The sequence below is a fragment of the Bifidobacterium sp. WK041_4_12 genome (assembly GCF_041080795.1).
GTDB classification, from domain to species: Bacteria; Actinomycetota; Actinomycetes; order Actinomycetales; family Bifidobacteriaceae; genus Bombiscardovia; species Bombiscardovia aquikefiricola.
The window spans coordinates 1,565,025-1,584,165 of sequence record NZ_CP129674.1 but is presented as its reverse complement, the minus strand read 5'-3'; the positions used below and the strand labels follow the sequence as shown (position 1 = coordinate 1,584,165).

Genomic DNA, 19,141 nt, shown 5'->3' with positions numbered 1-19,141 from the left:
ATTGTTTCAGCGGTGGCGAAGAAGATTATGCAGAAGGTTACACAGAAGATTCCGCAAAGAAACACGCTGAAAACAATGCTAGAGATTGCGTTACAGATTGCGTAGAGGACACCGCACAATCTGAGGAATCATGATCGACGATAAATCATTGCTATTCTGTATCATTTCTATCGACAAGGATTGAGGTGGGATTGATGGATTTGCGGGATTTAACCACAAGGGTATCTCATTTGGCATCTGAAGCCGGTGAGCATGCTCTTCAGGATCAGGTCAATCCGCATGATCTGAAGTATCGCGTCCAACCGAAGTCCGAGCAACGTTTCACTTCCGAAGTTGACACTCGACTGATGCGCTTTTGCAGGGCTGGCATCTCGAAAATCGATCCAGCCGATGGGTTCTGGGAAGACGAGGGCGCCGATCGCACGCCTGGCAGCCGATATTGGTGCATTGGCAATATCGATGGAGCCATCAACTATGTGAGAAACATGGCGGAATGGGCAGTCACCTTCACTTTGTTTGAGATTCAGGACGATGGCGTGCCATCGCCCATCATCGGTGTCGTCCACGCTCCAGCGCTGGGGTTGACCTATCTGGCAGCACAGGGTCAGGGTGCGATTCGCATCCGGCGCACTCCGATTGGCAACAAGCGAGAGAAAATCATTCCTTCGACGACGGATTCTCTGGACGGTTCAGTCGTGAGCTTCGGCATGTCGTATTTTCCGAGTGAATCCAAGCGAGCATTGCGAACCGTGGCTGCAATGGCGGGCAGACCGGCCGACATCAAACGTGTCGGACCGACTTCGCTCGACTTGTGCAAGGTTGCTGATGGTACCTACGATGCCTATTTCGAGCCGAAACTTCATTCTTGGGATATTCCTGCCGTGTCGGCCGGAACTGTGGTTGTATGGGAGTCACAAGGCACATTGAACCGGTGGAACGGCAGTCCCATCGACTGGGGACGAGATAACGACATCGTGGCGACGAACGGCCTCATCGATGCCGACTTGCAGCCGTATCTCAACCAGTATTGATATATGCATCAATGAATGGATTGGTGAATGGAGTGGTGAACGGATTGGGCTGTGCTACATTGCCGAGCGCAGTGCAGAATCGCATTTATCCCACCATGTATCCACCCACCATGCATTCACCATGTGAAGGAAGGTCGTTATGCCACAGGAACAGCAGCGGAAGACGCAGCACACTCATGCAGAGGATGTGAATCTGCAATCCACGAAGCATCAGAGCAGCAACGAGTCACACATCGATGACCTCGATTCGATTCTGGACGACATCGAAACATCGCTTTCCGAAAACGCCGAAGAATATGTCGACCGCTTCGTCCAAAAAGGTGGCGAGTGATGTGCCGCAGCTACGAGATTCTCACACGGACGATGTTCAGAGCGGCAGCTTTCTGGAGACTTCAAACGGCAGTTTCGACCGCATATTCGGCATAGAGACCGAATATGGCATCAGTGTGACCGGAACCGAACAACCATGCCCGGCCCCGGAAGTGGCCAGAACGATGTTCCAGCCGGTTATTTCTCGATCCCGCTCGACGAACACCTATCTGCAGAATGGTGCACGGCTCTATCTCGACGTTGGCTCTCACCCCGAATATGCGACAGCAGAGACGCGATCGCCACTGGACGCTCTGAAGCAGGATCTTGCGGGGGAGCGCATCATGATTGGTCTTGCCCAGCGTGCTCAGGATCAGCTGCAGCGACAGCATGGCTCTCAGGCAAGGGTGCATCTGTTCAAGAACAACGTTGACGCGTCGGGACAGTCATTTGGCTGCCACGAGAACTATCTGCTCAGACGACAGGTTTCGCTTGACGATGTGAGAAGACTGCTCGTACCGTTTCTGGTCACGCGTCAGCTTTTTGCCGGGGCGGGAAAGGTCACGCGCAGCGGCTTTGAGCTCTCACAGCGAGCGGATTACCTTGATGAGGCGGTATCGAGCGCGACCACGCGCTCTCGCCCCATGGTGAATACTCGCGACGAGCCGCATGCCAATCCTGATCTGTATCGCAGACTGCATGTTATCGTTGGCGATTCGAATCGTTCCCAGACTGCAACTTGGATGAAGCTGGCAACGACGCATCTGGTGCTCTGCATGATCGAGGAAGCCGTTGAGCAGGGCACTCTGTCACCATGTGAACCATATGCGCTCATTGACCCAGGTAAGGCTATACGCGCGGTGAGCAAGGATGTAAGTGGTCAGGCGTCCATCGATGTGGTGGGCTTGGCAGATAGTGATGCTTCCATGCGCTGCTCCGCTCTCTCGATTCAGCGGGCGTATCTTGAAGCAGCGCAGGATTTCGTAACGAGACATAGTGATGACGGTGACGTGATGCTTGACGATGCCGGTCAGGTGCTTGCAGTGTGGAGTGATGCCCTGCAAGCGATTGAAACAGGGGACTGGCAGTCATTGTCGAGCTGGGTTGACTGGGCAGCGAAGCTTAGCATCATCAATGCGTTCAAACGCAGATATGTCCTAACGCATGAATCCGGCTCGTCTCCATCGTGGGCTCAGCTGAAAATGCTTGACTTCGAATATCATGACATCATCAATGGTCATGTCTTCGAATCGATGGAAGCGCATCATCGCATGCGAACTCTTATCTCCACGAGTCAGATTGCCGATGCCGTCACCAATCCGCCTGCGAACACGCGAGCCCATCTCCGTGGACGTTTCATTCAGGCAGCCCTCGCGAAGGACATCCCATGGTCGTGCGACTGGACGCATCTGGTTGCCACAGGACTGGCAGAAACCGGTGAGGAAAGGCATGCAGAATTCGAAATCATGGATCCGTTTATGTCCCAGGCCACGCCTGAGTTCGAACAATTCATCGATACGATCCGCTGATACCCGCTGATACCTGGAGAGTATGAGTTTTGTTGCCTTTTTAAAGTATCAACCCTGAAAACCGCTGCAAATGCAAGCGATAACTGTGGTTGTATTGCCGATATCTGCATTCGAGGCAACAAAACTCGAAGATGCTCGCCAAATAGGAGCATAAGTCAGGTTGAAATCAAAAAATCCCGGCCAATACCGTTATTGGCCGGGAGAGAAAACCGTGTAATCCCCAAATTACTTGGTTACTGCCTTCTTCAGCAGTGAGCCAGCGCTGATACGAACGCCGTAGCTTGCTGGAATCTTGATGGTTTCGCCGGTTCGTGGGTTGCGGCCGGTGCGAGCAGCACGCTTGACGCGCTCTGCCGAGAAAAGACCCGTAAGTCTCAGGCCTTCGCCTGACTGGAGGGACTCTACAAAAATATCCTGAAATGCGTTGATTGCTGCCTCGGACTGAGCCTTGGTCAGGTTCGACTTCTGTGCAATCTTTGAGACGAGATCAGACTTGTTGTATGCCATATGAGCATCCTTCTGTTGGGGGCCCCCATCCTTGCCGGGAAACCCATCGGTCACAGACGATATTAGCGCATATCCGTTGAGATTGCTGTGTTCTCAGGGTTTTTTGTGCAAAACGCCGCTATCTTGACAAGCATTTTCACATCATCGTCATATGCGCGTCATCTGAACGTTCCCTAGGGGTCACAAAAGGTTATGCTTACCAAGCCATTTCGCGGCCAAAGCACCTAGGGGAATGCGAATCCAATAGGTTGCAACCCTGAAAAGCACGGTTGCCGACAGTGATACGGCAGTGGGAACGCCGAGACTTGAGAATCCGAATGTCAATGCGGCTTCCACGGCACCCAGACCGCCCGGGGTCGGAACTGCCGAACCAATCGTATTGGCTAGCAGATAGATGAAGGTGGTTTCCAGAATGTTTGTATGATATCCGAATGCCATAAGAGCTGCCCAATAGCCAAAGCCGAGTCCGAAGCTTTGCATCCAAGAACCAAGGGAACTGATGATCAGTTCCTTCGGCTGCGTCAGCACATCAAGCAGCTGACGGGTATACGTCGAAACGATTGGCAGCAGGCGATTGAGCGCGTATTGGCGAATCGGCTTGATGGCGATGGCAAGCGCAATGACTATGGCAAGGATGCCAATGACACTGACCAGCGTATTGGTAGGAATCATTCCAGAGAAGGTGTTGCGTCCTGAGAATATGCCGATGACGACCAGCAGCAGGAATGTGGTGGCGAACTGCACGGCGACGACAGCGCTCATGATGGCTGTCGCGGTGCTGTTCTTGTAGCCGCTTTTGCGAAGATACTGAAGATTCACGAAGGCTGGTCCTACGCCTGAGGGCATTGATACCGCTGTGAAGCTTGAGGCGACCTGTGTGAAGAACAGTCCCAGATAGTTGCGCTTCTCCCTGTCGACAAAGATGCCAAGCGATATGGCACCGCCCATCCACGCCATCACGCCGAAGAGGAAGCATAGACCGGCCATCCACGGGTTTGCATGGGTAACGGCATCGATGACCTGCTGAAGATTCAGTTGGGTGATGATAACCACGACGGCAACGATCAGCAATACCAGAGCCGCGAAGGATCGGAAACTGAAACGTGATAGATTCACAGTCTCAAGAGATTCCACGGTGTCTTCATCGCCGAGTTTGCGAACGTCATCGCGCAACGTCTTGATCGTGTTCTTGTCCCAAGATGGGAGCGCGCGCGTCGAAGCTGGAATTGCAACCTTCTGCATGAAGGGAACAAGCTGAATCACAGCATCCTTGCCCCAGACCTCGCACGCAAGCTTCAGGCTGCGCTCTCTGCCTATGGCACAGCTCAGCAGCACGAGAAGCTGCACGCGGTCGATGCTCACGTTGGGTGCCGAACTCGCATAATCGCCGTTCTGCCAGCCCGCGATCACGATGTGACCGTGCTCGTCATGCGAGAGATTCGAAGCGGAGATATGACGATGCGTATAGCCATGCGTATGGGCGATTTCGAGATAATGCATCATCGCTTTCGCATCGTCATCACTGATGTCGTTGAAGGGCAGGGATTCGAGCTTCACATCGGTTTCGAATACCAGGATGGACGATTCGCCGACATCTGACATCGCGTAGGGGTGAGCCGTGACGAGCCCGAAGTTGCGCAGTCCAAGCAGTATGGACAGATGATGTTCGGCCGTGGCGTGGGCGGATCGATCTCGGCGCATGGCAATGCCTGAGAACTTGATCCAGCGCCATACCTGCACCAGATACCCGGCGGTGTGGGTTTGGTTGTCGAGCACCGAAACGATATAGGATTTGCCATCGGCATCGATGACCTCGTAGATGCGAGATTGGGAGGAGTTGTCGTCTAGCAGGGAGAATCCGCCCTGATTCGCATTCTGCCCGCTGTCATGCATGCCATACTCATTGCCTTGCCCGGATGCTGCATTGGAATCTGTGACCAGATTCCGTGCCGAATCATCGGAGAGGCGTTCAAGAACCGTGGTCTCGATGCCGATGGTCCTCAGAGATTGCACTATCGCATTACCCCAGGCACCCTTGTTCTGCGTGCCCGAAGCGAAGCGAATGAGCAAGCCCAGGACACATCCAATGGCGAGAGAGACCAGCGAAGCAGAGAGCGAATTTGACGATAGGGCCACCGAGATGATTCCCACGCCTAGGAGCACGTTCCATCCCCACACCAGAGAGTTGCGCATGCGTCGTGGCCCTGCGGCCGTGAGGAAAGCTCCGAGCCCGGCATAGATGTCGGGAAGGAATCCGACGCCTGTCATAAGCGCCGACGAACTCAATGATTCGGTCAATGTGCGGTTCCCGATGTCCATAATCAGCAGCGACAGCAGTCGCATAGCGATATAGCCGCTGAACAGTGCAAGCGTTGACGTTATGGCCTGAAACCATTCGCGATTGATCAGCAGCTGCACCAGCACCCATATGACGATCACGATGGTGGTGAACTGCTGGAGCAGACTGGTTGGTATATCGACCAGCCATTCCAACGCATGCCCAGCCGTGGTGTGAACATCGGATTCCACGCCCGTAGTCAGCCCTTTGAGATACACGGACACCAGCACGACAAGTGCTACAGCCAGCAGCGCGGCTCCAGCGCGAACCAGGTCGCCGAAATCGTGCACACGTTCGGGCGCAGTGTCGGTTATTCTTGGTGCAGTATTGGAAGGCGCACCGTGCACGTCCGTTTCATTGCCTTCCATCGTAGAACCGGCAGCCTTGTTAGGACCGTGGTCGTGATCACGGTCATGATCACGAAACGAGAGCTTGTTTCCCATATCAGTCGAAGCTTACCAAACGCTCGGCAATGCCCACATAGCGTTCTGGGCTTAATTGCTTCAAGCGTTGAGAAGTCTCCTCATCAAAGTTGATGGTGTCAATAAAGGATTCGACGGCTGCATGATCGATGGTGTGGCCGCGCATCAGTTCCTTGACTCGTTCGTAAGGATTGTCCATTCCCGAGCGGCCATCGAGTGCTGCGGCGCGCATGGCCGTTTGAATCGGCTCTCCCAGAACCTCCCAGTTATCCTGCAATTCCTGCTTGATCACAGCAAGGTTGGGATGAATCGATGTGAGACCACCGAGAAGGTTGTTCAGTGCAAGCAGCGCATATCCGAATGCGGAACCAACATTGCGCTGTGTGGTCGAATCGGTCAGATCGCGCTGCCAGCGAGTCTCTGTCAACGTCGCGGCAAGCGTGTCGAAGAATGAGCATGAAATCTCAAGATTGGCTTCGGCGTTCTCGAAGCGAATCGGATTGACCTTATGAGGCATGGTACTCGAACCGGTTGCACCCTTGACTGGTGTCTGCGCAAATACGCCGCGCGAAATATACATCCATGAATCGGTGGCAAGATTGTGCAGAATGCGGTTGAGATGGCTGATGCTGCCGTAGAGCTCTGCCTGCCAGTCGTGGGATTCAATCTGGGTGGTGAGAGGATTCCATGTCAGATGCATGCGGTTGATGACGAATTCCTGAGAGACTTGCAGCCAGTCAACATCGGGGAGCGCTGCAATATGAGCGCCGAAAGTACCCGTTGCGCCGTTGATCTTGCCCAGATATTCCTGATTCTTCACATGGTTCATTTGCCTGCCAAGGCGGTATGCGAATACGGCGAGCTCCTTGCCGAGTGTGGTTGGGGTTGCAGGCTGTCCGTGCGTCAGACTGAGCATCGGGAGTGCCTTGAATTCCTCAGCCTTCGCCTTGAGATAGTCGACCAGTTCCTGCGTTGCGGGGAGCCAGACATGCTGCACGGCATCCTTGATGCATCGGGCATATGAGAGATTGTTGATGTCTTCGCTTGTGCAGGCAAAGTGCACGAGCGGCTTCAGGCGTGCAAGCTCGGTTTCTGCCCCGAGTCGCTCGGCTGCGGCATCAAGTCTGCGGTCGATGTAGTATTCGACGGCCTTGACGTCATGGTGAGTCACGTCTTCGATGCTTTTGAGCTCTGCGATGCCATCTTTGCCAAAGTTCTCGGGAATTTCTCGAAGATACGCCTGCTCTGCTTCACTAAACCGGTTCACTCCCGGGATGATCGGCTGATTGCCGTTGCCGTCGAAACCATTGGCAAGCAGAATCATCCATTCAACTTCAACACGCATTCTTTCGCGGTTGAGCGCAGCTTCGCTCAAGTATTCGGTAAGGGGAGAGGTCTGCGATTGATAGCGTCCATCAAGAGGGCTGAGGGCAAGTGCTGGTTCGATTTCAGAAAGCTTCATAGCCAACAGACTACGCGAAGCCCTGAACGCTTGGCGGGCATCGTCAATCAACAGCTTCAGGGGAGGGTTGAGTGCCCATCTCGTTGGAGTCAAGTCGTCCTTGGTAGTACTGCGTTGATTCCAGCGTGCCAGCCGTGAGCTCCCTGATATGGGCATCATGAAGCTCCACTGCGGGTGAACCAAGGTACAAGGCGTCACGCCATGCTTCCTGCTGCTTGTTCATGCTGTGGGACTCGCTTTTCGAAGCTTGAGACGATGCTTTGCTCTGGGCTGGCTTCGTTGCCTTTGCTGAGTTCTGAGCGGATTCTCGTTCCTCGTCAGATCCTGATGCGGATTGATTCTTGGCCTCCCGAGCTCGAACCGTGAGCCATGTTGGTCTGCTGGGATTGTGTCTTCCATCAAGGTCGGGTACCACGTCGGCTTCGACTTCGATGCTCGTGACCCAGGTACTGCTTGGTATCGGATGGTTGGCAATGGGTGAACCTGCCGTTATGACATGTGAAATCTGATAGTGCTCGGCCATGTCTGCTGCAATCGTTGCTGCAACGATGCCGCCCTGTGAATGACCCACAAGGGTAACCTGCTCTGATGGAGCGATGCCCGCCTGCTTCATGGCATCGAGCACGAATCGAACACTGTCTGCCTGCAGACGTGTGGATGACATGTCGCTCATGAGTTCCACATTCTGCAGCCAGCCGATGGGAGAGTCTGCATGGGCGTCGGTTCCAGGAATCGTCACCATCCAGGATCTCTTGCCACGCTGATCGACATACTGCTGTATGGCAATGGTGGCATAGTCGCTGCGGGAAGAGAGCAGCTGCAGGTTGGAGAGAGTCCCCTCAATGGAAGTCACCGCAGGGAGCGCGGTTCCGCTGACCGGCAGCACACGCAACTGATTGCCTTGCGCCAGAGCGGAAATCATGCCGGTACATGCGCTGAGACCATTTGCGAAGAACCCCACTGCAGAACCGGTCACAAGGCCTGTCAGCAAGCGCCAGGTTGTCTGCTCCGCCTGAGAGTAGAGCGAATGCGCACGAGCGATCAGCGCTGCCAGTTCGCCTATGTCGTTGCTCAGTTGCTGCAGCGCGATGCCAAGGTCACTGACCAGAGGAATCAGCAGCCAAGGCTGCAAGCGCGTATGCACCGTCGAGATGGTGGTCGAGGCGTAGGAGACCGTCTGGCCGCAGAGCGCAGGGCATAGCGGAACCTGAGCGCGCAATGCGCCCGTCTGGATGGTGGCATCGTGCCATGGTGAGGCGCATAGTCTCAGGCCTTGTGCAGCAGCTTCGAGCTGATGAACCAGAGTGGCGCAATGCTGCGCGTCAGGAGCAGTGACGGCGTGCCCACCATAGCCACCATAGATTGATGAAGCGCTGAGACTCGAATGGGCAGACATGTCATCTCCAGCTTTCGAGCCTCAGACGCAGCTCCTGCACAGCTCGTGCACGATGCTGACAGCTGAGCGCCAATTGTCTGGCTTCTTCACGAGCCTGCGATGCAGCAGAGCCTTCCCACACTATCGTGTGCGCGCCTTGAAGTGCCATCTGCGCGTCCGTAAGCCGATTGCCGGTTGCTGCAATCGAAAGCAGAAGATGGTCTATATGGCGACGAGCCACGGCGATGCATGGGCATGGCATCTGTGCCAGAGTGCCGGGAATTGCGGTGTTGCCCGCCAAGGCATTGCTTCCGGCCAGCCATGGAGATGACAGTTCTGGCGGTGATGGCAATATCGGTGATAACGATGCTGATTGAGGAGCGAAGCCGTGCTTCGATGTCGTGCTGTTCATCACCCCAGTGCAGCATGCGCTCGTCATCAATCTCAAACCATGAAGGTCCATGTGGTCGAATGTGCTCGAATGTAGTCAAACCTGGTCGAATGTGGACAATCCTGATTCTGTTCACATGTCAGCGGGCAAGACCTCAGAGCCTTATCACCACGGCTTGGTGGTTGAGCTGGACGAACTCGAAGGACTGCTGGAAGTACTTGCGGATGAGCTTGCGTTGGACTGCTGAAGCTCCTGATTCTGCTTGAGCAATTCATCAACCTTCTTGCGCTGCTCGGCATTCAGACTGGATTCGGGAGTACTGCTTGCAGAAGATGATCGTGCACCGCTGGCATTGCTTGAAGAGGTGCTGCCATTTCCGCCGTTCTGCGCGGTTAACGCCTGATTGATCAGAGCTGTGAGCTGCTGAGAGGTCTTGGCATTCGAGGCGATGCTCTGTGAAATGCTTGGCAGCAGCACATAAGAGAAGGTTTTGGCATCGGATAATTGCGCATCGTTCTGTTGCTGCGATGCCTTGAGCTCATTGAGGTCGGCATTCTCCTTGGCAGCAGCCTTGAGATTGGTCTGAAGGCTCTGCGTCGCCTGATTGTATGTTCCCGCTGCGCGTATGTTCACCATCGTGAGCACTATGCCAAGAAACACCGCGACGGCAAGAACGATCAGCACGATTCTTGCAAACAGGGGAGCCCTCATCGTGGCAGTCTTCGGTTTCGTCTCGGTGGACGACGCCTCGGGGGGTGTTTTCGGTGTTGCTTGCTTGTTCATAGCATCCTCCTTGACATCGCCAGCCAGGATCCGAATTCCCAGAGCAGCAGCACGCCCGCAGCGATGGCATATGGCCAGACTACTGGCGTTGCTCGCCTGCGCTTCTTGACAGTCGTCGAAACGCGATATCGCTTCGAAGCATCCTTGGAAGCCGAGTTAGAGAGTGTATTCTTGGCATTCAGCGCGATGTAGCGTCCACTGATCTCGTCCGCCATGGCAGCCAGATTCTTGGGATCCATCTTCGACACAGCAGGCTGCTTGGTGCTGGGATCGATCACCCAATCGCCTGCCTGAGTCTGGTTTCCGGAGGCCGTGACCTGAGTTACCGGAACCTGGGCGCCTGCTGTGGAGCCCACGCCAAGGACGAAACCGTCATTGATGTAACCGCGCAACGATGAAAAGCTTCTGCGCGTTGCCGAACTGGTCTGCTCTCCATCGGTGATGACATAGAGGATGATTGAATCGTCTGGATGCTGGTCATGCGTCGCCTTGAGATTGACAAGCAACTTATCGAGTGGGGCGTCAAGATTCGAACCCGAAGAGCTTGCGGTCGGTTCGGTTCGCAAGGTATCAGCCCAGTTGGTGAGTGCATTGGAATCAGGAGTCAAGGGAACGTCAAGGCTCGCGCTTGCTCCGAAGCTTAATCCTGCGAAACTGGCGTTGGGGTAGAGCGCAGTGATGTCGGTTACGGCCTTGCTGGCCGCGTTAATCCTGGCAATCTTGTCATTACTGCCATATTGCGCGTCATTCACAGCCATTGAGCCGGTCACGTCCACGGCAACATAGACATCGGTCGCATTGATGGCCCGACTCGTCGTAGTTGCCATGACGCTAGGAGTCAGAGCCATGATGGCTATCAGAACGGCGATGGCGCTGCGGCGTATGCATGCCACGAGGCTGGTGTCGCTGGTGTTTCTTCGACGTATGAAGAGCACCACATTGAAGATGGCTGCAACGAGCAGCAGAGCAGCAATGATGCCGCCGCCAATCCATCCGAGAGATGGGGAAAGCATGTATCCACTCATCGGCGCAACCTCCACACGGTCAGCATGAATCCGCCATAGATGACTGCAAGGGCGAGAACCCACCATGTAGGCTCGTCCACGACGCTCGCCTGATTGTTCGATTCCTCGCTGCCATTGCGCCTGCTCTCGATCTGCTTCACCAAATCCTCAACTCCGGCATTCGCACTGGTCGCAAGGAAAATACCCCCATGCGATTGAATTTCATCTTTCATCTGGATGGTCGTCGCATCATTTTCGCTTTCCTGAGGACCGGCGAAGAGTCCATCGACGTTGATCTTTGCAGACTGTGCCAAGTCGAGCGCCTGCTTCAGAGAATAGGTGGATTGCCCGGAAACGACGTTATCCGTTGCGAGAACGATGGATGATGAACGGCTGGAATTCGTACCCGTTGCGCTGGTTCCCGAGTATGAGAAACCGGGAAGCATGGCCGAGCAGTTCACGAGACCATCGCCTATCAGAGATGTTTCGTTCTCACGGTTCTGCGTTCCATCAAGCCAATCGGAAATTGCCTGATAATCCTTGTCGCTCATCTTGTCTATGTCTTTCTGGGATTGCACGCCGTCGAGGATTCTGTCGGCCTTGCGCAACTGCGCAGAGACGAGAGAATAGTCGTCGGTGAGTGGAAAGACCGTGCGGGACGTTGAATTGAATATGCTCATGCCGATGCGTTCACCCTGAAAGTTCGAAACCAGACCGAGATATGTGGCGATGATGGTGCGATCATAGGGGAGGGCAGAACCGGAAACGTCAAGACACAGCACGATGTCTCGGGTACTGCTGTGTTCCTCGCTCGTGTCCACCGATGATGGTCGCGCATTGAGTATGCCAGCTACTATCAGTGCCAGGGAGAGCAGTCCCAAGGCAATCCGATTGATATTGCGCCATGTACGGTATTGCTCTGCGACACTTTCCGTCTGCATGTGGGCGTCGATGTTCCAGACCTCGGCATCGTCGTTGCGCACATCAGTCGAATACGCATGCCGATTGCGCCACCACATGTAGAGCAGCACCGCGACGATTGCACATGCCACGATTGCGAAAGCGACAGGCCAGCGCCATATAAGCACTCCCATTTATATGCGCCACCTTTCTGTGAGACGACCAACCCAGCGCGCCGCCTCATGCACTGTCGACTCCTTGGCCTGACGATTCGTCGTGTCGGCAAACTCAGGCGGATACAGTGCAGCTATCGTCTGACGCAACAGATCGATGCCTTGCCTGTTGCTGCCCATTCTCGATTCATTGGCAAATTCCGCAAGCGTGCTGGATCTGACATCTTTGCTCAAATTCTGCGAGGCGTATTCACGAGCCACCCGAGCCAATGCGACGAATGCCTCCTCACGGGTGATTTCACCTGACTCGTAGCGCTGTTCTATATCGTCTATGCGGCCATGCCAAGGATCGGTGCGCGAAGTCTGACTGTGTGCTCCGGTCCGTTTGAGCAGTTTGACCTTGCGCGGATGCCATAGCCATATGATCAGCGCAATCAACGCGCACACCAGTAATATGCCTACGAGTGTCGCAATCCAGAGGCCACCTACTCCCAGTGGCCCAGCGACGGTTAACTGTGAAGTATCGATGGTTGCGAGAGTGGCAGTCGCTGCTCGTGGGGAAAGCAACGCTGCAAGGTTGAAAGCATCGTTCATTGAGCGCCGTCTCCAACCTTTGCCGCACTCGCATGCTGCGTGTACGGCTTCACAATGCGATTCGTTGAGCTTCGCGCCAGCGATACCGAAACGAGTCTGACGAAGTCATGGAACATCAGTTCGCTCGAACTGGAACGCAGCATTCGTGAACCTGATTTCTGCAATTCGTGACGGAGCTGGGCTGCGTTGAAACGCCGATGGTTCTCGACGCCTTCAGCATTGGACTGCTTGGCGAGAAATGCCGGAATGTATCGGCCTGTTCGGGCATCGACGACACGGCGATAGCGCTTGGGCCGTGAGAATGGATTGACCGTGACCACGCTGATGACCACAACTGGATGTGACTGCGCCAGTTGCCTGATCTTCTCAAGTTGAGGCTTTTCCAAAGCAGTATCGTCGGTTGCCAGCACTATCAGCGCATTGCGGTCCTGAATTCTTCTGCCATAGTCCAGCAGTGCATCAAGATTGCGCGGCCTGTCCAGTTCGCGCTGGGTTGCATCGTCCAGACGGCGTTCGAACTGTGCGAAGCCGCCGTTGAACTGAATGCGCGTGATGTTTGCAGCATCGCCCAAAACCAGTGAGATGTCGTCCGAACGTCGCAGCGAAAGCGTCGCGAACATGGCAAGCGCATTGCATGCCACATCCAGCGCGCACTCCCCGTCTTCGCAGCTGCCTGACATTTCCACACCCATGTCGAGCAGCATCCACACGCGGCTTGTGGAGGGTCGTTCCTTCTCTGCAATCATGGGACGGCCAGTGCGTGCGCTGGTTTTCCAGTCGATAAGACGCGCCTCGTCTCCCGGTTCATAAGCTCTGATGTCGAGCGTGTCCTGACTGCCGCCACGTTGCCGTGACGCATGTTCACCCTCAAGAGTGCCCATTGCACGACGTACCGTGGGCAGACTCAGCGTTCTGCCCAGCGACTCTATCTTTCTGCGGATAGGGTCGTCCTGTGCATCGGCATCCTGTGCATCGGAGTGTGTTGTAAGATTCAGCGAACTCATGGTACTGGCACCGCCTGCACGATGGAATCAATCACCTCATCGCTTGCAACGCCGTCGGCCAAAGCCTCGAATGTGAGCAGAATGCGGTGACGAAGCACCTCGTGCACGTAAGCCTTGATGTCCTCGGGAATGACGAAATCACGACCTGCAAGCAAGGCGTTTGCCTGACCAATGCGGGTCAGGGCGATTGAGGCTCGAGGGCTTGCACCCAGACGGACCAGGTTCGCAAGACCCTGAATGGGGTGAGTTCCCGCTCCACGGCTTGTTGCGGCCAGATCGACGGCATAGTTCATGATTGCGTCGGAAACATGTACCTTGCGGGCAGCCGTACGCAGGAATTCGACATCCTTGATAGAGATGATGTCAGCGCCAAGAGTCTCAGTGTTCACCGTATCTGTACCGCGCTTGGTGAGCAGCTGGAGCATCTTCTGCTCGTCTTCAGCGCTTGGATATGTCATGACGGCCTTCATCATGAAACGGTCCATCTGTGCCTCGGGAAGGTTGTAGGTGCCTTCTTCTTCGATGGGGTTCTGCGTAGCGATAACCATGAATGGCTTGGGAAGCTTGATGGCTTCTCCGCCGATGGTCGTCGTACCCTCAGCCATGGCTTCGAGCATTGCTGACTGCGTTTTGGCGTTGGAACGATTGATTTCGTCAAGTAGAACGAAGTTGGCGTGAATGGGGCCAATCATGGTGGTGAAGTGCTGCGTCGAGAAATCAAAAACCTGAGTGCCCACGAGGTCGGAAGGCATCAGATCGGGGGTGCACTGCACTCGCTTGAAGCTGCCCGACACCGATGTTGCCAAGGTCTGTGCGGCCGTGGTCTTGGCCAGACCGGGAACTGATTCTATAAGAATGTGACCACCGGCGACCATGGTGACAATCAGGGATTCACGAAGATTGTCCTGACCAATGAGTGTTTGAGCGAATCGCGAGCGAATGATGTCAGCGAATTGTCGAGCACGCTGCTCGTCATCATGGGTGAGTGGCCCTTTGTCAGCTGTGCGCATGAGGTTCTCCGGTTTCTTAGGTAAGTCCGCTTGCTCTGTCTGTTCTGTCTTCTCTGTCTGAGAGTCAGCCGAGCGATGCCGTACATCCTCGGGAGCGTTGCTTTGTGCGCTATTTTGTGGTTGCGGAGGAAATAATGCCATACCCACCACTGTAACTGCTGTTTCTGACTGTGATCCCTGATTCAGTTGAGACCATTGCCTTGTTCACCGCTTGGGAGGCTCCAATCGATGGGTTCAGCACCCATCGATTGGAGCGCTGCATTGGCCTTGGAAAACGGCTTGGAACCAAAGAATCCGTACCGTGCGGAAAGTGGACTTGGATGGGGAGAGGCGATGATGAAGGCATTGCTCAGCAATGGTTCGAGACTTTGCGCCTGTCTGCCCCACAATATTGCAACCAGCGGAACGGGCTTGCCCTGTGCATCCTTGCGCGCGTTGAGAGCCGTGATTGCAGCGTCGGTTACCTGTTCCCAGCCTTTGTTGCGATGGCTCGCTGGTTTGCCGACACCTACCGTGAGGCATCTGTTCAGCAGCATCACTCCACGTGCCGTCCAAGGTGTCAGATCTCCGTTCGCAGGCTGCGGGACATGAACATCGGACATCAGTTCAGTGTAGATATTGCGCAGACTTCCTGGTAATGGGCTGACATGCGAATCCACGCAAAAGCTCAGACCCACCGGATGACCCGGTGTCGGATAGGGGTCCTGGCCGACGATAAGCACATGAATCGAATCGAAGGGAATGCTGAAAGCTCTGAGAATGTTTGCGCTTGCAGGCAGGAATGGCCTGCCCTCTCGGAGTTCGGTGCGAAGAAAATCGCCCATATGGTGAATGTTGGCCTCGACGGGTGCCAGAGCTTGTGCCCATCCAGCTTCGACGAGCTGATTGAGGGGTTTGATGTGCGGTGTCGGTGAGGATTGTTCCATATGGAATACAGTAGTAGCCATCAGGACGTGAAGGTGAGCATACGATGTGAGTGCACATCGTATAGGATGTTGAGGGAATTGTCCTCTTGGACTGTGAGGATATTACACTCTGTATGTAGTCGGATGAGGAGCGGTTATATGGCACGCAAGCGCACTGAGCGAACAGGTTATGATTCCTACACGCGAGATGAGTTCGATAACCCGCCTGCAGGTCCAATGGGCGTCCACCGTGGTACGCGCTCCTTGGCTTCGCGCACCATGCCATATCTCATTGTCCTGCTGATTGCAGTATTGCTGGGCTTCTTGGCGTGGGCACTGCTCTCTGGAGCAGCTTCCAGCATCAAGATGCCTTGGACGGCAGCTTCGAACAGCTCTTCCTCGACCTCGGTATCGTCAGGTTCCGCATCGAAATCGTCGTCTGATAAGAATTCGGCTTCGGCTTCATCATCGGCATCGACTACGCAATCGTCTTCAGCCTCGTCATCGCCGAGCTCGTCTGCTCCAAGTTCCCCAGCGTCTTCGAGTGCTTCGGAGGCAGTCAATAAGAGCACGAGCATTCGTGTGATCAACGGCACTTCCGTAACGGGCTTCGCTGCCAGACAGAAGACGACGCTGAACAATGCCGGCTTCACGAATGTCGTAGCCGCGAATCCAACAGGAAGTCTGCCCGCTGCAAGCGTTGTCTGGTATCAGAATGAAACCGACAAGGCAACTGCCGAAGCGGTTGCGAGCTCGCTCGGCATTTCCACCGTCACACAGATGACTTCTGTCGCCGCGCCGGTGGTTGTCGTACTGATGTAATGATTCGTTGATGCAATAAGCGCTGGGTTTCGTTGCTATGCAAGATGAAAGACAGCCTTGTATCAGCAATTTCTTCAAAAAAGCTGAGAAAAATTCGTCAAATTCGGCGTTTCGCTCTTTTTCGTGTCTAGAATGTATATGCCGACCGGATAGTAGCGGTGAGTTTCGCTTCTGCCGTGACGCGGCACTTTTCTAAGGAAGTTTGTTATGGCACAGGGCACTGTGAAATTCTTCAGCGCTGGCAAGGGTTATGGATTCATCAACCCTAACGATGGTGGAGAAGACGTTTTTGTTCACTACTCAGCTATCGAGTCCGATGGATTCAAATCCCTCGATGAGGGCGACAAGGTCGAGTACGAGGTAGAGCAGGGACCTAAGGGTCTCCAGGCGACGAAGGTCACCAAGATCTGATTCAATCAAGACTTTTTAGCCTAGGCTCCGGTCGCCCGGAGCCTTTTTTATATTCTTTTGCGGTCAGTTCCGATGTTTTTTCGAGTTTTTTCGACGGGTTCAACAGGAGATTGCGAGTTTTGCGGCAATTCTCAAGTATCAGACCTCAAAATCGTTGAAAATGTGTCCGAATAAAGCCCAAAATCAGCGTTGATACTTGAAAAATGCCGCAAAACTCGAAAGTCCTGCTGCTTTGATCGCTCGAAAGGGCTCAATGTGTGTGCGATGGAAGACGAGAAGAATAATTTTTGCTGTTCGCAGCACGCGTAGTTGGCACTCTCAGGTGGAGAGTGCTAATCTCGCAGTTGGCACTCGAGATACGAGAGTGATAATCGAACAGCTGACGGTTTGGTTATCGGTCAGGCTCGCATACGAGTGAGTACTTAATACCTCAAGCCGTTTATGGAGGAGACAATGGCAAAGATCATTGCTTATGACGAGGAAGCTCGTCAGGGAATGCTCGCTGGCTTGGATAAGCTTGCGAACACAGTAAAGGTTACGCTCGGTCCAAAGGGACGCAATGTCGTTCTCGACAAGACCTACGGCGCACCAACCATCACCAACGATGGTGTTTCAATCGCCAAGGAAATCGACCTCGAAGATCCTTATGAGCGCATCGGCGCGGAATTGGTCAAGGAAGTCGCCAAGAAGACCGATGACGTTGCAGGCGACGGCACCACGACCGCAACTGTTCTCGCTCAGTCCCTCGTTCACGAAGGATTGAAGAACGTCGTTGCAGGTTCCAACCCCATCGCACTTCGCCGTGGCATCGAAAAGACTTCAGATGCAATCGTCAAGGAGCTTGTCAAGGCCGCCAAGGATGTAGAGACCAAGGAGCAGATCGCTGCCACCGCAACGATTTCCGCTGCAGATCCTGAAGTTGGCGAGAAGATCGCTGAGGCTTTGGACAAGGTTGGCATGGACGGCGTCGTAACCGTTGAGGACAACAACCGTTTCGGCCTTGATCTTGACTTCACCGAGGGCATGCGCTTCGACAAGGGCTACATTGCGCCTTACTTCGTCACCAACGCCGACGAGCAGACCGCTGTTCTTGAAGATCCTTACATTCTGTTGACTTCGGGCAAGCTGTCGAGCCAGCAAGACGTGGTACATATCGCTGAGCTCGTCATGAAGTCCGGCAAGCCATTGCTGATCGTTGCAGAGGATGTCGATGGAGAAGCTCTTCCAACATTGATTCTGAACAAGATTCGTGGCACCTTCAATTCATGCGCAGTCAAGGCACCTGGCTTCGGCGATCGCCGTAAGGCAATGCTTCAGGACATGGCAATTCTTACCGGCGCACAGGTTGTGTCCGATGAACTTGGTCTCAAGCTTGATTCCATCGACATGAGCGTTCTTGGCACTGCCAAGAAGGTCATCGTCTCCAAGGACGAAACCACCATCGTTTCCGGCGGCGGTGCAAAGGATGAAGTCGATGCTCGCGTTTCGCAGATTCGCAGCGAGATCGAGAACACCGATTCCGACTATGACCGTGAGAAGCTGCAGGAGCGTCTCGCAAAGCTCGCCGGTGGCGTTGCAGTCATCAAGGTGGGTGCCGCAACCGAGGTCGAGGCCAAGGAACGCAAGCACCGCATTGAAGATGCAGTGCGTAACGCGAAGGCTGCCATCGAGGAAGGCCTGCTGCCTGGCGGTGGCGTTGCTCTTATCCAAGCAGCTGCCAAGGCAGAGAAGGACGTCAAGCTCGAGGGTGACGAGGCAACTGGCGCTGCCATCGTCTTCCGCGCCATCGAAGCTCCTATCAAGCAGATTGCTGAGAATTCTGGTCTTTCAGGCGCAGTCGTGATCGACAAGGTTCGTTCGCTGCCTGACGGCGAGGGCTTCAACGCTGCAACCAACGATTACGAAGACCTGCTCAAGGCTGGCGTTGCCGATCCTGTGAAGGTGACCCGTTCTGCCCTGCAGAATGCATCCTCCATTGCAGGCCTGTTCCTGACCACAGAAGCTGTTGTGGCCACGAAGCCGGAACCACCGGCACCACAGGCACAGGGTGGCGCACCTGACATGGGCTACTGAGTCCAGCGGTGATTCAGTAGACGTGTAACGGCGTCCTTGTGAATTGAAGTGATTCATTCATGAGAAGGAGCGGAGAGATACGTTCTCTCCGCTCCTTT

19 protein-coding genes are annotated in these 19,141 nt (G+C 54.6%); 6 read left to right on the top strand and 13 right to left on the bottom strand.

Annotated features, from left to right (window positions below; translation table 11 throughout):
* Nucleotides 1-194: 194 nt before the first annotated feature.
* From QN215_RS06765 to QN215_RS06755, 3 genes are all read left to right on the top strand, one after another.
* Entirely contained in the window at nt 195-1,031 is an 837-nt protein-coding gene (locus tag QN215_RS06765; RefSeq protein WP_369343565.1) for an inositol monophosphatase, read from the top strand.
* A 139-nt stretch (nt 1,032-1,170) separates the two neighbouring features.
* On the top strand, nt 1,171-1,362 hold the full coding sequence (locus tag QN215_RS06760; protein ID WP_369343564.1) for a ubiquitin-like protein Pup: 192 nt from the start codon (nt 1,171-1,173) through the stop codon (nt 1,360-1,362).
* Nucleotide 1,363: 1 nt separating this feature from the next.
* Nucleotides 1,364-2,869, top strand: a complete 1,506-nt coding sequence (locus QN215_RS06755) for a proteasome accessory factor PafA2 family protein (RefSeq protein ID WP_404978526.1) — start codon at nt 1,364-1,366, stop codon at nt 2,867-2,869.
* Between the two features lie 225 nt (nt 2,870-3,094).
* On the opposite strand, the gene QN215_RS06750 is transcribed toward QN215_RS06755, so the two are convergent.
* The 13 genes from QN215_RS06750 to QN215_RS06690 all read right to left on the bottom strand — a co-directional run bounded on the left by QN215_RS06750 (nt 3,095) and on the right by QN215_RS06690 (nt 16,315).
* A complete protein-coding gene (locus QN215_RS06750) occupies nt 3,095-3,376 on the bottom strand; it encodes an HU family DNA-binding protein (RefSeq protein WP_094694680.1) in 282 nt (93 codons plus the stop codon).
* A 180-nt stretch (nt 3,377-3,556) separates the two neighbouring features.
* The gene (locus QN215_RS06745; protein WP_369343562.1) at nt 3,557-6,157 is read right to left on the bottom strand and encodes a YbhN family protein; all 2,601 of its coding nucleotides are present in this window, start codon (nt 6,155-6,157) and stop codon (nt 3,557-3,559) included.
* Between the two features lies 1 nt (nt 6,158).
* Nucleotides 6,159-7,598 carry an adenylosuccinate lyase gene (purB, locus tag QN215_RS06740; protein WP_369345107.1) on the bottom strand — a complete coding sequence of 480 codons (1,440 nt, stop codon included), beginning with the start codon at nt 7,596-7,598 and terminating at the stop codon, nt 6,159-6,161.
* Between the two features lie 43 nt (nt 7,599-7,641).
* On the bottom strand, nt 7,642-8,994 hold the full coding sequence (locus tag QN215_RS06735; RefSeq protein WP_369343561.1) for an alpha/beta hydrolase: 1,353 nt from the start codon (nt 8,992-8,994) through the stop codon (nt 7,642-7,644).
* 1 nt (nt 8,995) lies between these two features.
* Nucleotides 8,996-9,385: a hypothetical protein gene (locus QN215_RS06730; protein ID WP_369343560.1), complete on the bottom strand. Its 390-nt coding sequence runs from the start codon at nt 9,383-9,385 to the stop codon at nt 8,996-8,998.
* Nucleotides 9,386-9,529: 144 nt separating this feature from the next.
* Nucleotides 9,530-10,147, bottom strand: a complete 618-nt coding sequence (locus QN215_RS06725; RefSeq protein WP_369343559.1) for a DUF6466 family protein — start codon at nt 10,145-10,147, stop codon at nt 9,530-9,532.
* Nucleotides 10,144-11,172: a VWA domain-containing protein gene (locus QN215_RS06720; RefSeq protein WP_369343558.1), complete on the bottom strand. Its 1,029-nt coding sequence runs from the start codon at nt 11,170-11,172 to the stop codon at nt 10,144-10,146. Before QN215_RS06720 ends, QN215_RS06725 begins: the two co-directional genes overlap by 4 nt.
* Nucleotides 11,169-12,245 (bottom strand): VWA domain-containing protein, encoded by a 1,077-nt coding sequence (locus QN215_RS06715; RefSeq protein WP_369343557.1) that lies wholly within the window; start codon nt 12,243-12,245, stop codon nt 11,169-11,171. The genes QN215_RS06720 and QN215_RS06715 overlap by 4 nt, the downstream gene beginning before the upstream one ends.
* Nucleotides 12,246-12,818: a hypothetical protein gene (locus tag QN215_RS06710; RefSeq protein WP_369343556.1), complete on the bottom strand. Its 573-nt coding sequence runs from the start codon at nt 12,816-12,818 to the stop codon at nt 12,246-12,248.
* The gene (locus tag QN215_RS06705) at nt 12,815-13,822 is read right to left on the bottom strand and encodes a DUF58 domain-containing protein (protein ID WP_369343555.1); all 1,008 of its coding nucleotides are present in this window, start codon (nt 13,820-13,822) and stop codon (nt 12,815-12,817) included. Before QN215_RS06705 ends, QN215_RS06710 begins: the two co-directional genes overlap by 4 nt.
* Entirely contained in the window at nt 13,819-14,832 is a 1,014-nt protein-coding gene (locus tag QN215_RS06700; RefSeq protein WP_369343554.1) for an AAA family ATPase, read from the bottom strand. The genes QN215_RS06705 and QN215_RS06700 overlap by 4 nt, the downstream gene beginning before the upstream one ends.
* A gap of 182 nt (nt 14,833-15,014) precedes the next feature.
* Nucleotides 15,015-15,758 carry a uracil-DNA glycosylase gene (locus tag QN215_RS06695; protein WP_404978525.1) on the bottom strand — a complete coding sequence of 248 codons (744 nt, stop codon included), beginning with the start codon at nt 15,756-15,758 and terminating at the stop codon, nt 15,015-15,017.
* A 176-nt stretch (nt 15,759-15,934) separates the two neighbouring features.
* On the bottom strand, nt 15,935-16,315 hold the full coding sequence (locus tag QN215_RS06690) for a hypothetical protein (protein ID WP_369343552.1): 381 nt from the start codon (nt 16,313-16,315) through the stop codon (nt 15,935-15,937).
* Between the two features lie 4 nt (nt 16,316-16,319).
* Between QN215_RS06690 and QN215_RS06685 the strand changes: the two genes are divergently transcribed.
* The 3 genes from QN215_RS06685 to groL all read left to right on the top strand — a co-directional run bounded on the left by QN215_RS06685 (nt 16,320) and on the right by groL (nt 19,043).
* A complete protein-coding gene (locus QN215_RS06685) occupies nt 16,320-16,559 on the top strand; it encodes a LytR C-terminal domain-containing protein (RefSeq protein ID WP_369343551.1) in 240 nt (79 codons plus the stop codon).
* 207 nt (nt 16,560-16,766) lie between these two features.
* On the top strand, nt 16,767-16,970 hold the full coding sequence (locus QN215_RS06680) for a cold-shock protein (protein WP_094694657.1): 204 nt from the start codon (nt 16,767-16,769) through the stop codon (nt 16,968-16,970).
* A gap of 453 nt (nt 16,971-17,423) precedes the next feature.
* A complete protein-coding gene (gene groL / locus QN215_RS06675; RefSeq protein WP_369343550.1) occupies nt 17,424-19,043 on the top strand; it encodes a chaperonin GroEL in 1,620 nt (539 codons plus the stop codon).
* Nucleotides 19,044-19,141 lie beyond the last annotated feature (98 nt).

Coding starts and splice junctions, on each gene's coding strand:
- QN215_RS06765 (WP_369343565.1), top strand. CDS start 195: ATGGATTTGCGGGATTTAACCACAAGGGTATCTCATTTGGCATCTGAA.
- QN215_RS06760 (WP_369343564.1), top strand. CDS start 1,171: ATGCCACAGGAACAGCAGCGGAAGACGCAGCACACTCATGCAGAGGAT.
- QN215_RS06750 (WP_094694680.1), bottom strand. CDS start 3,376: ATGGCATACAACAAGTCTGATCTCGTCTCAAAGATTGCACAGAAGTCG.
- QN215_RS06745 (WP_369343562.1), bottom strand. CDS start 6,157: ATGGGAAACAAGCTCTCGTTTCGTGATCATGACCGTGATCACGACCAC.
- purB (WP_369345107.1), bottom strand. CDS start 7,598: ATGAAGCTTTCTGAAATCGAACCAGCACTTGCCCTCAGCCCTCTTGAT.
- QN215_RS06735 (WP_369343561.1), bottom strand. CDS start 8,994: ATGTCTGCCCATTCGAGTCTCAGCGCTTCATCAATCTATGGTGGCTAT.
- QN215_RS06730 (WP_369343560.1), bottom strand. CDS start 9,385: ATGAACAGCACGACATCGAAGCACGGCTTCGCTCCTCAATCAGCATCG.
- QN215_RS06725 (WP_369343559.1), bottom strand. CDS start 10,147: ATGAACAAGCAAGCAACACCGAAAACACCCCCCGAGGCGTCGTCCACC.
- QN215_RS06720 (WP_369343558.1), bottom strand. CDS start 11,172: ATGAGTGGATACATGCTTTCCCCATCTCTCGGATGGATTGGCGGCGGC.
- QN215_RS06715 (WP_369343557.1), bottom strand. CDS start 12,245: ATGGGAGTGCTTATATGGCGCTGGCCTGTCGCTTTCGCAATCGTGGCA.
- QN215_RS06710 (WP_369343556.1), bottom strand. CDS start 12,818: ATGAACGATGCTTTCAACCTTGCAGCGTTGCTTTCCCCACGAGCAGCG.
- QN215_RS06705 (WP_369343555.1), bottom strand. CDS start 13,822: ATGAGTTCGCTGAATCTTACAACACACTCCGATGCACAGGATGCCGAT.
- QN215_RS06700 (WP_369343554.1), bottom strand. CDS start 14,832: ATGCGCACAGCTGACAAAGGGCCACTCACCCATGATGACGAGCAGCGT.
- QN215_RS06695 (WP_404978525.1), bottom strand. CDS start 15,758: ATGGAACAATCCTCACCGACACCGCACATCAAACCCCTCAATCAGCTC.
- QN215_RS06690 (WP_369343552.1), bottom strand. CDS start 16,315: ATGCTCGTGCTCTTATTGACTGCCTCCGAAGCACTCGAAGACGCTGGG.
- QN215_RS06680 (WP_094694657.1), top strand. CDS start 16,767: ATGGCACAGGGCACTGTGAAATTCTTCAGCGCTGGCAAGGGTTATGGA.
- groL (WP_369343550.1), top strand. CDS start 17,424: ATGGCAAAGATCATTGCTTATGACGAGGAAGCTCGTCAGGGAATGCTC.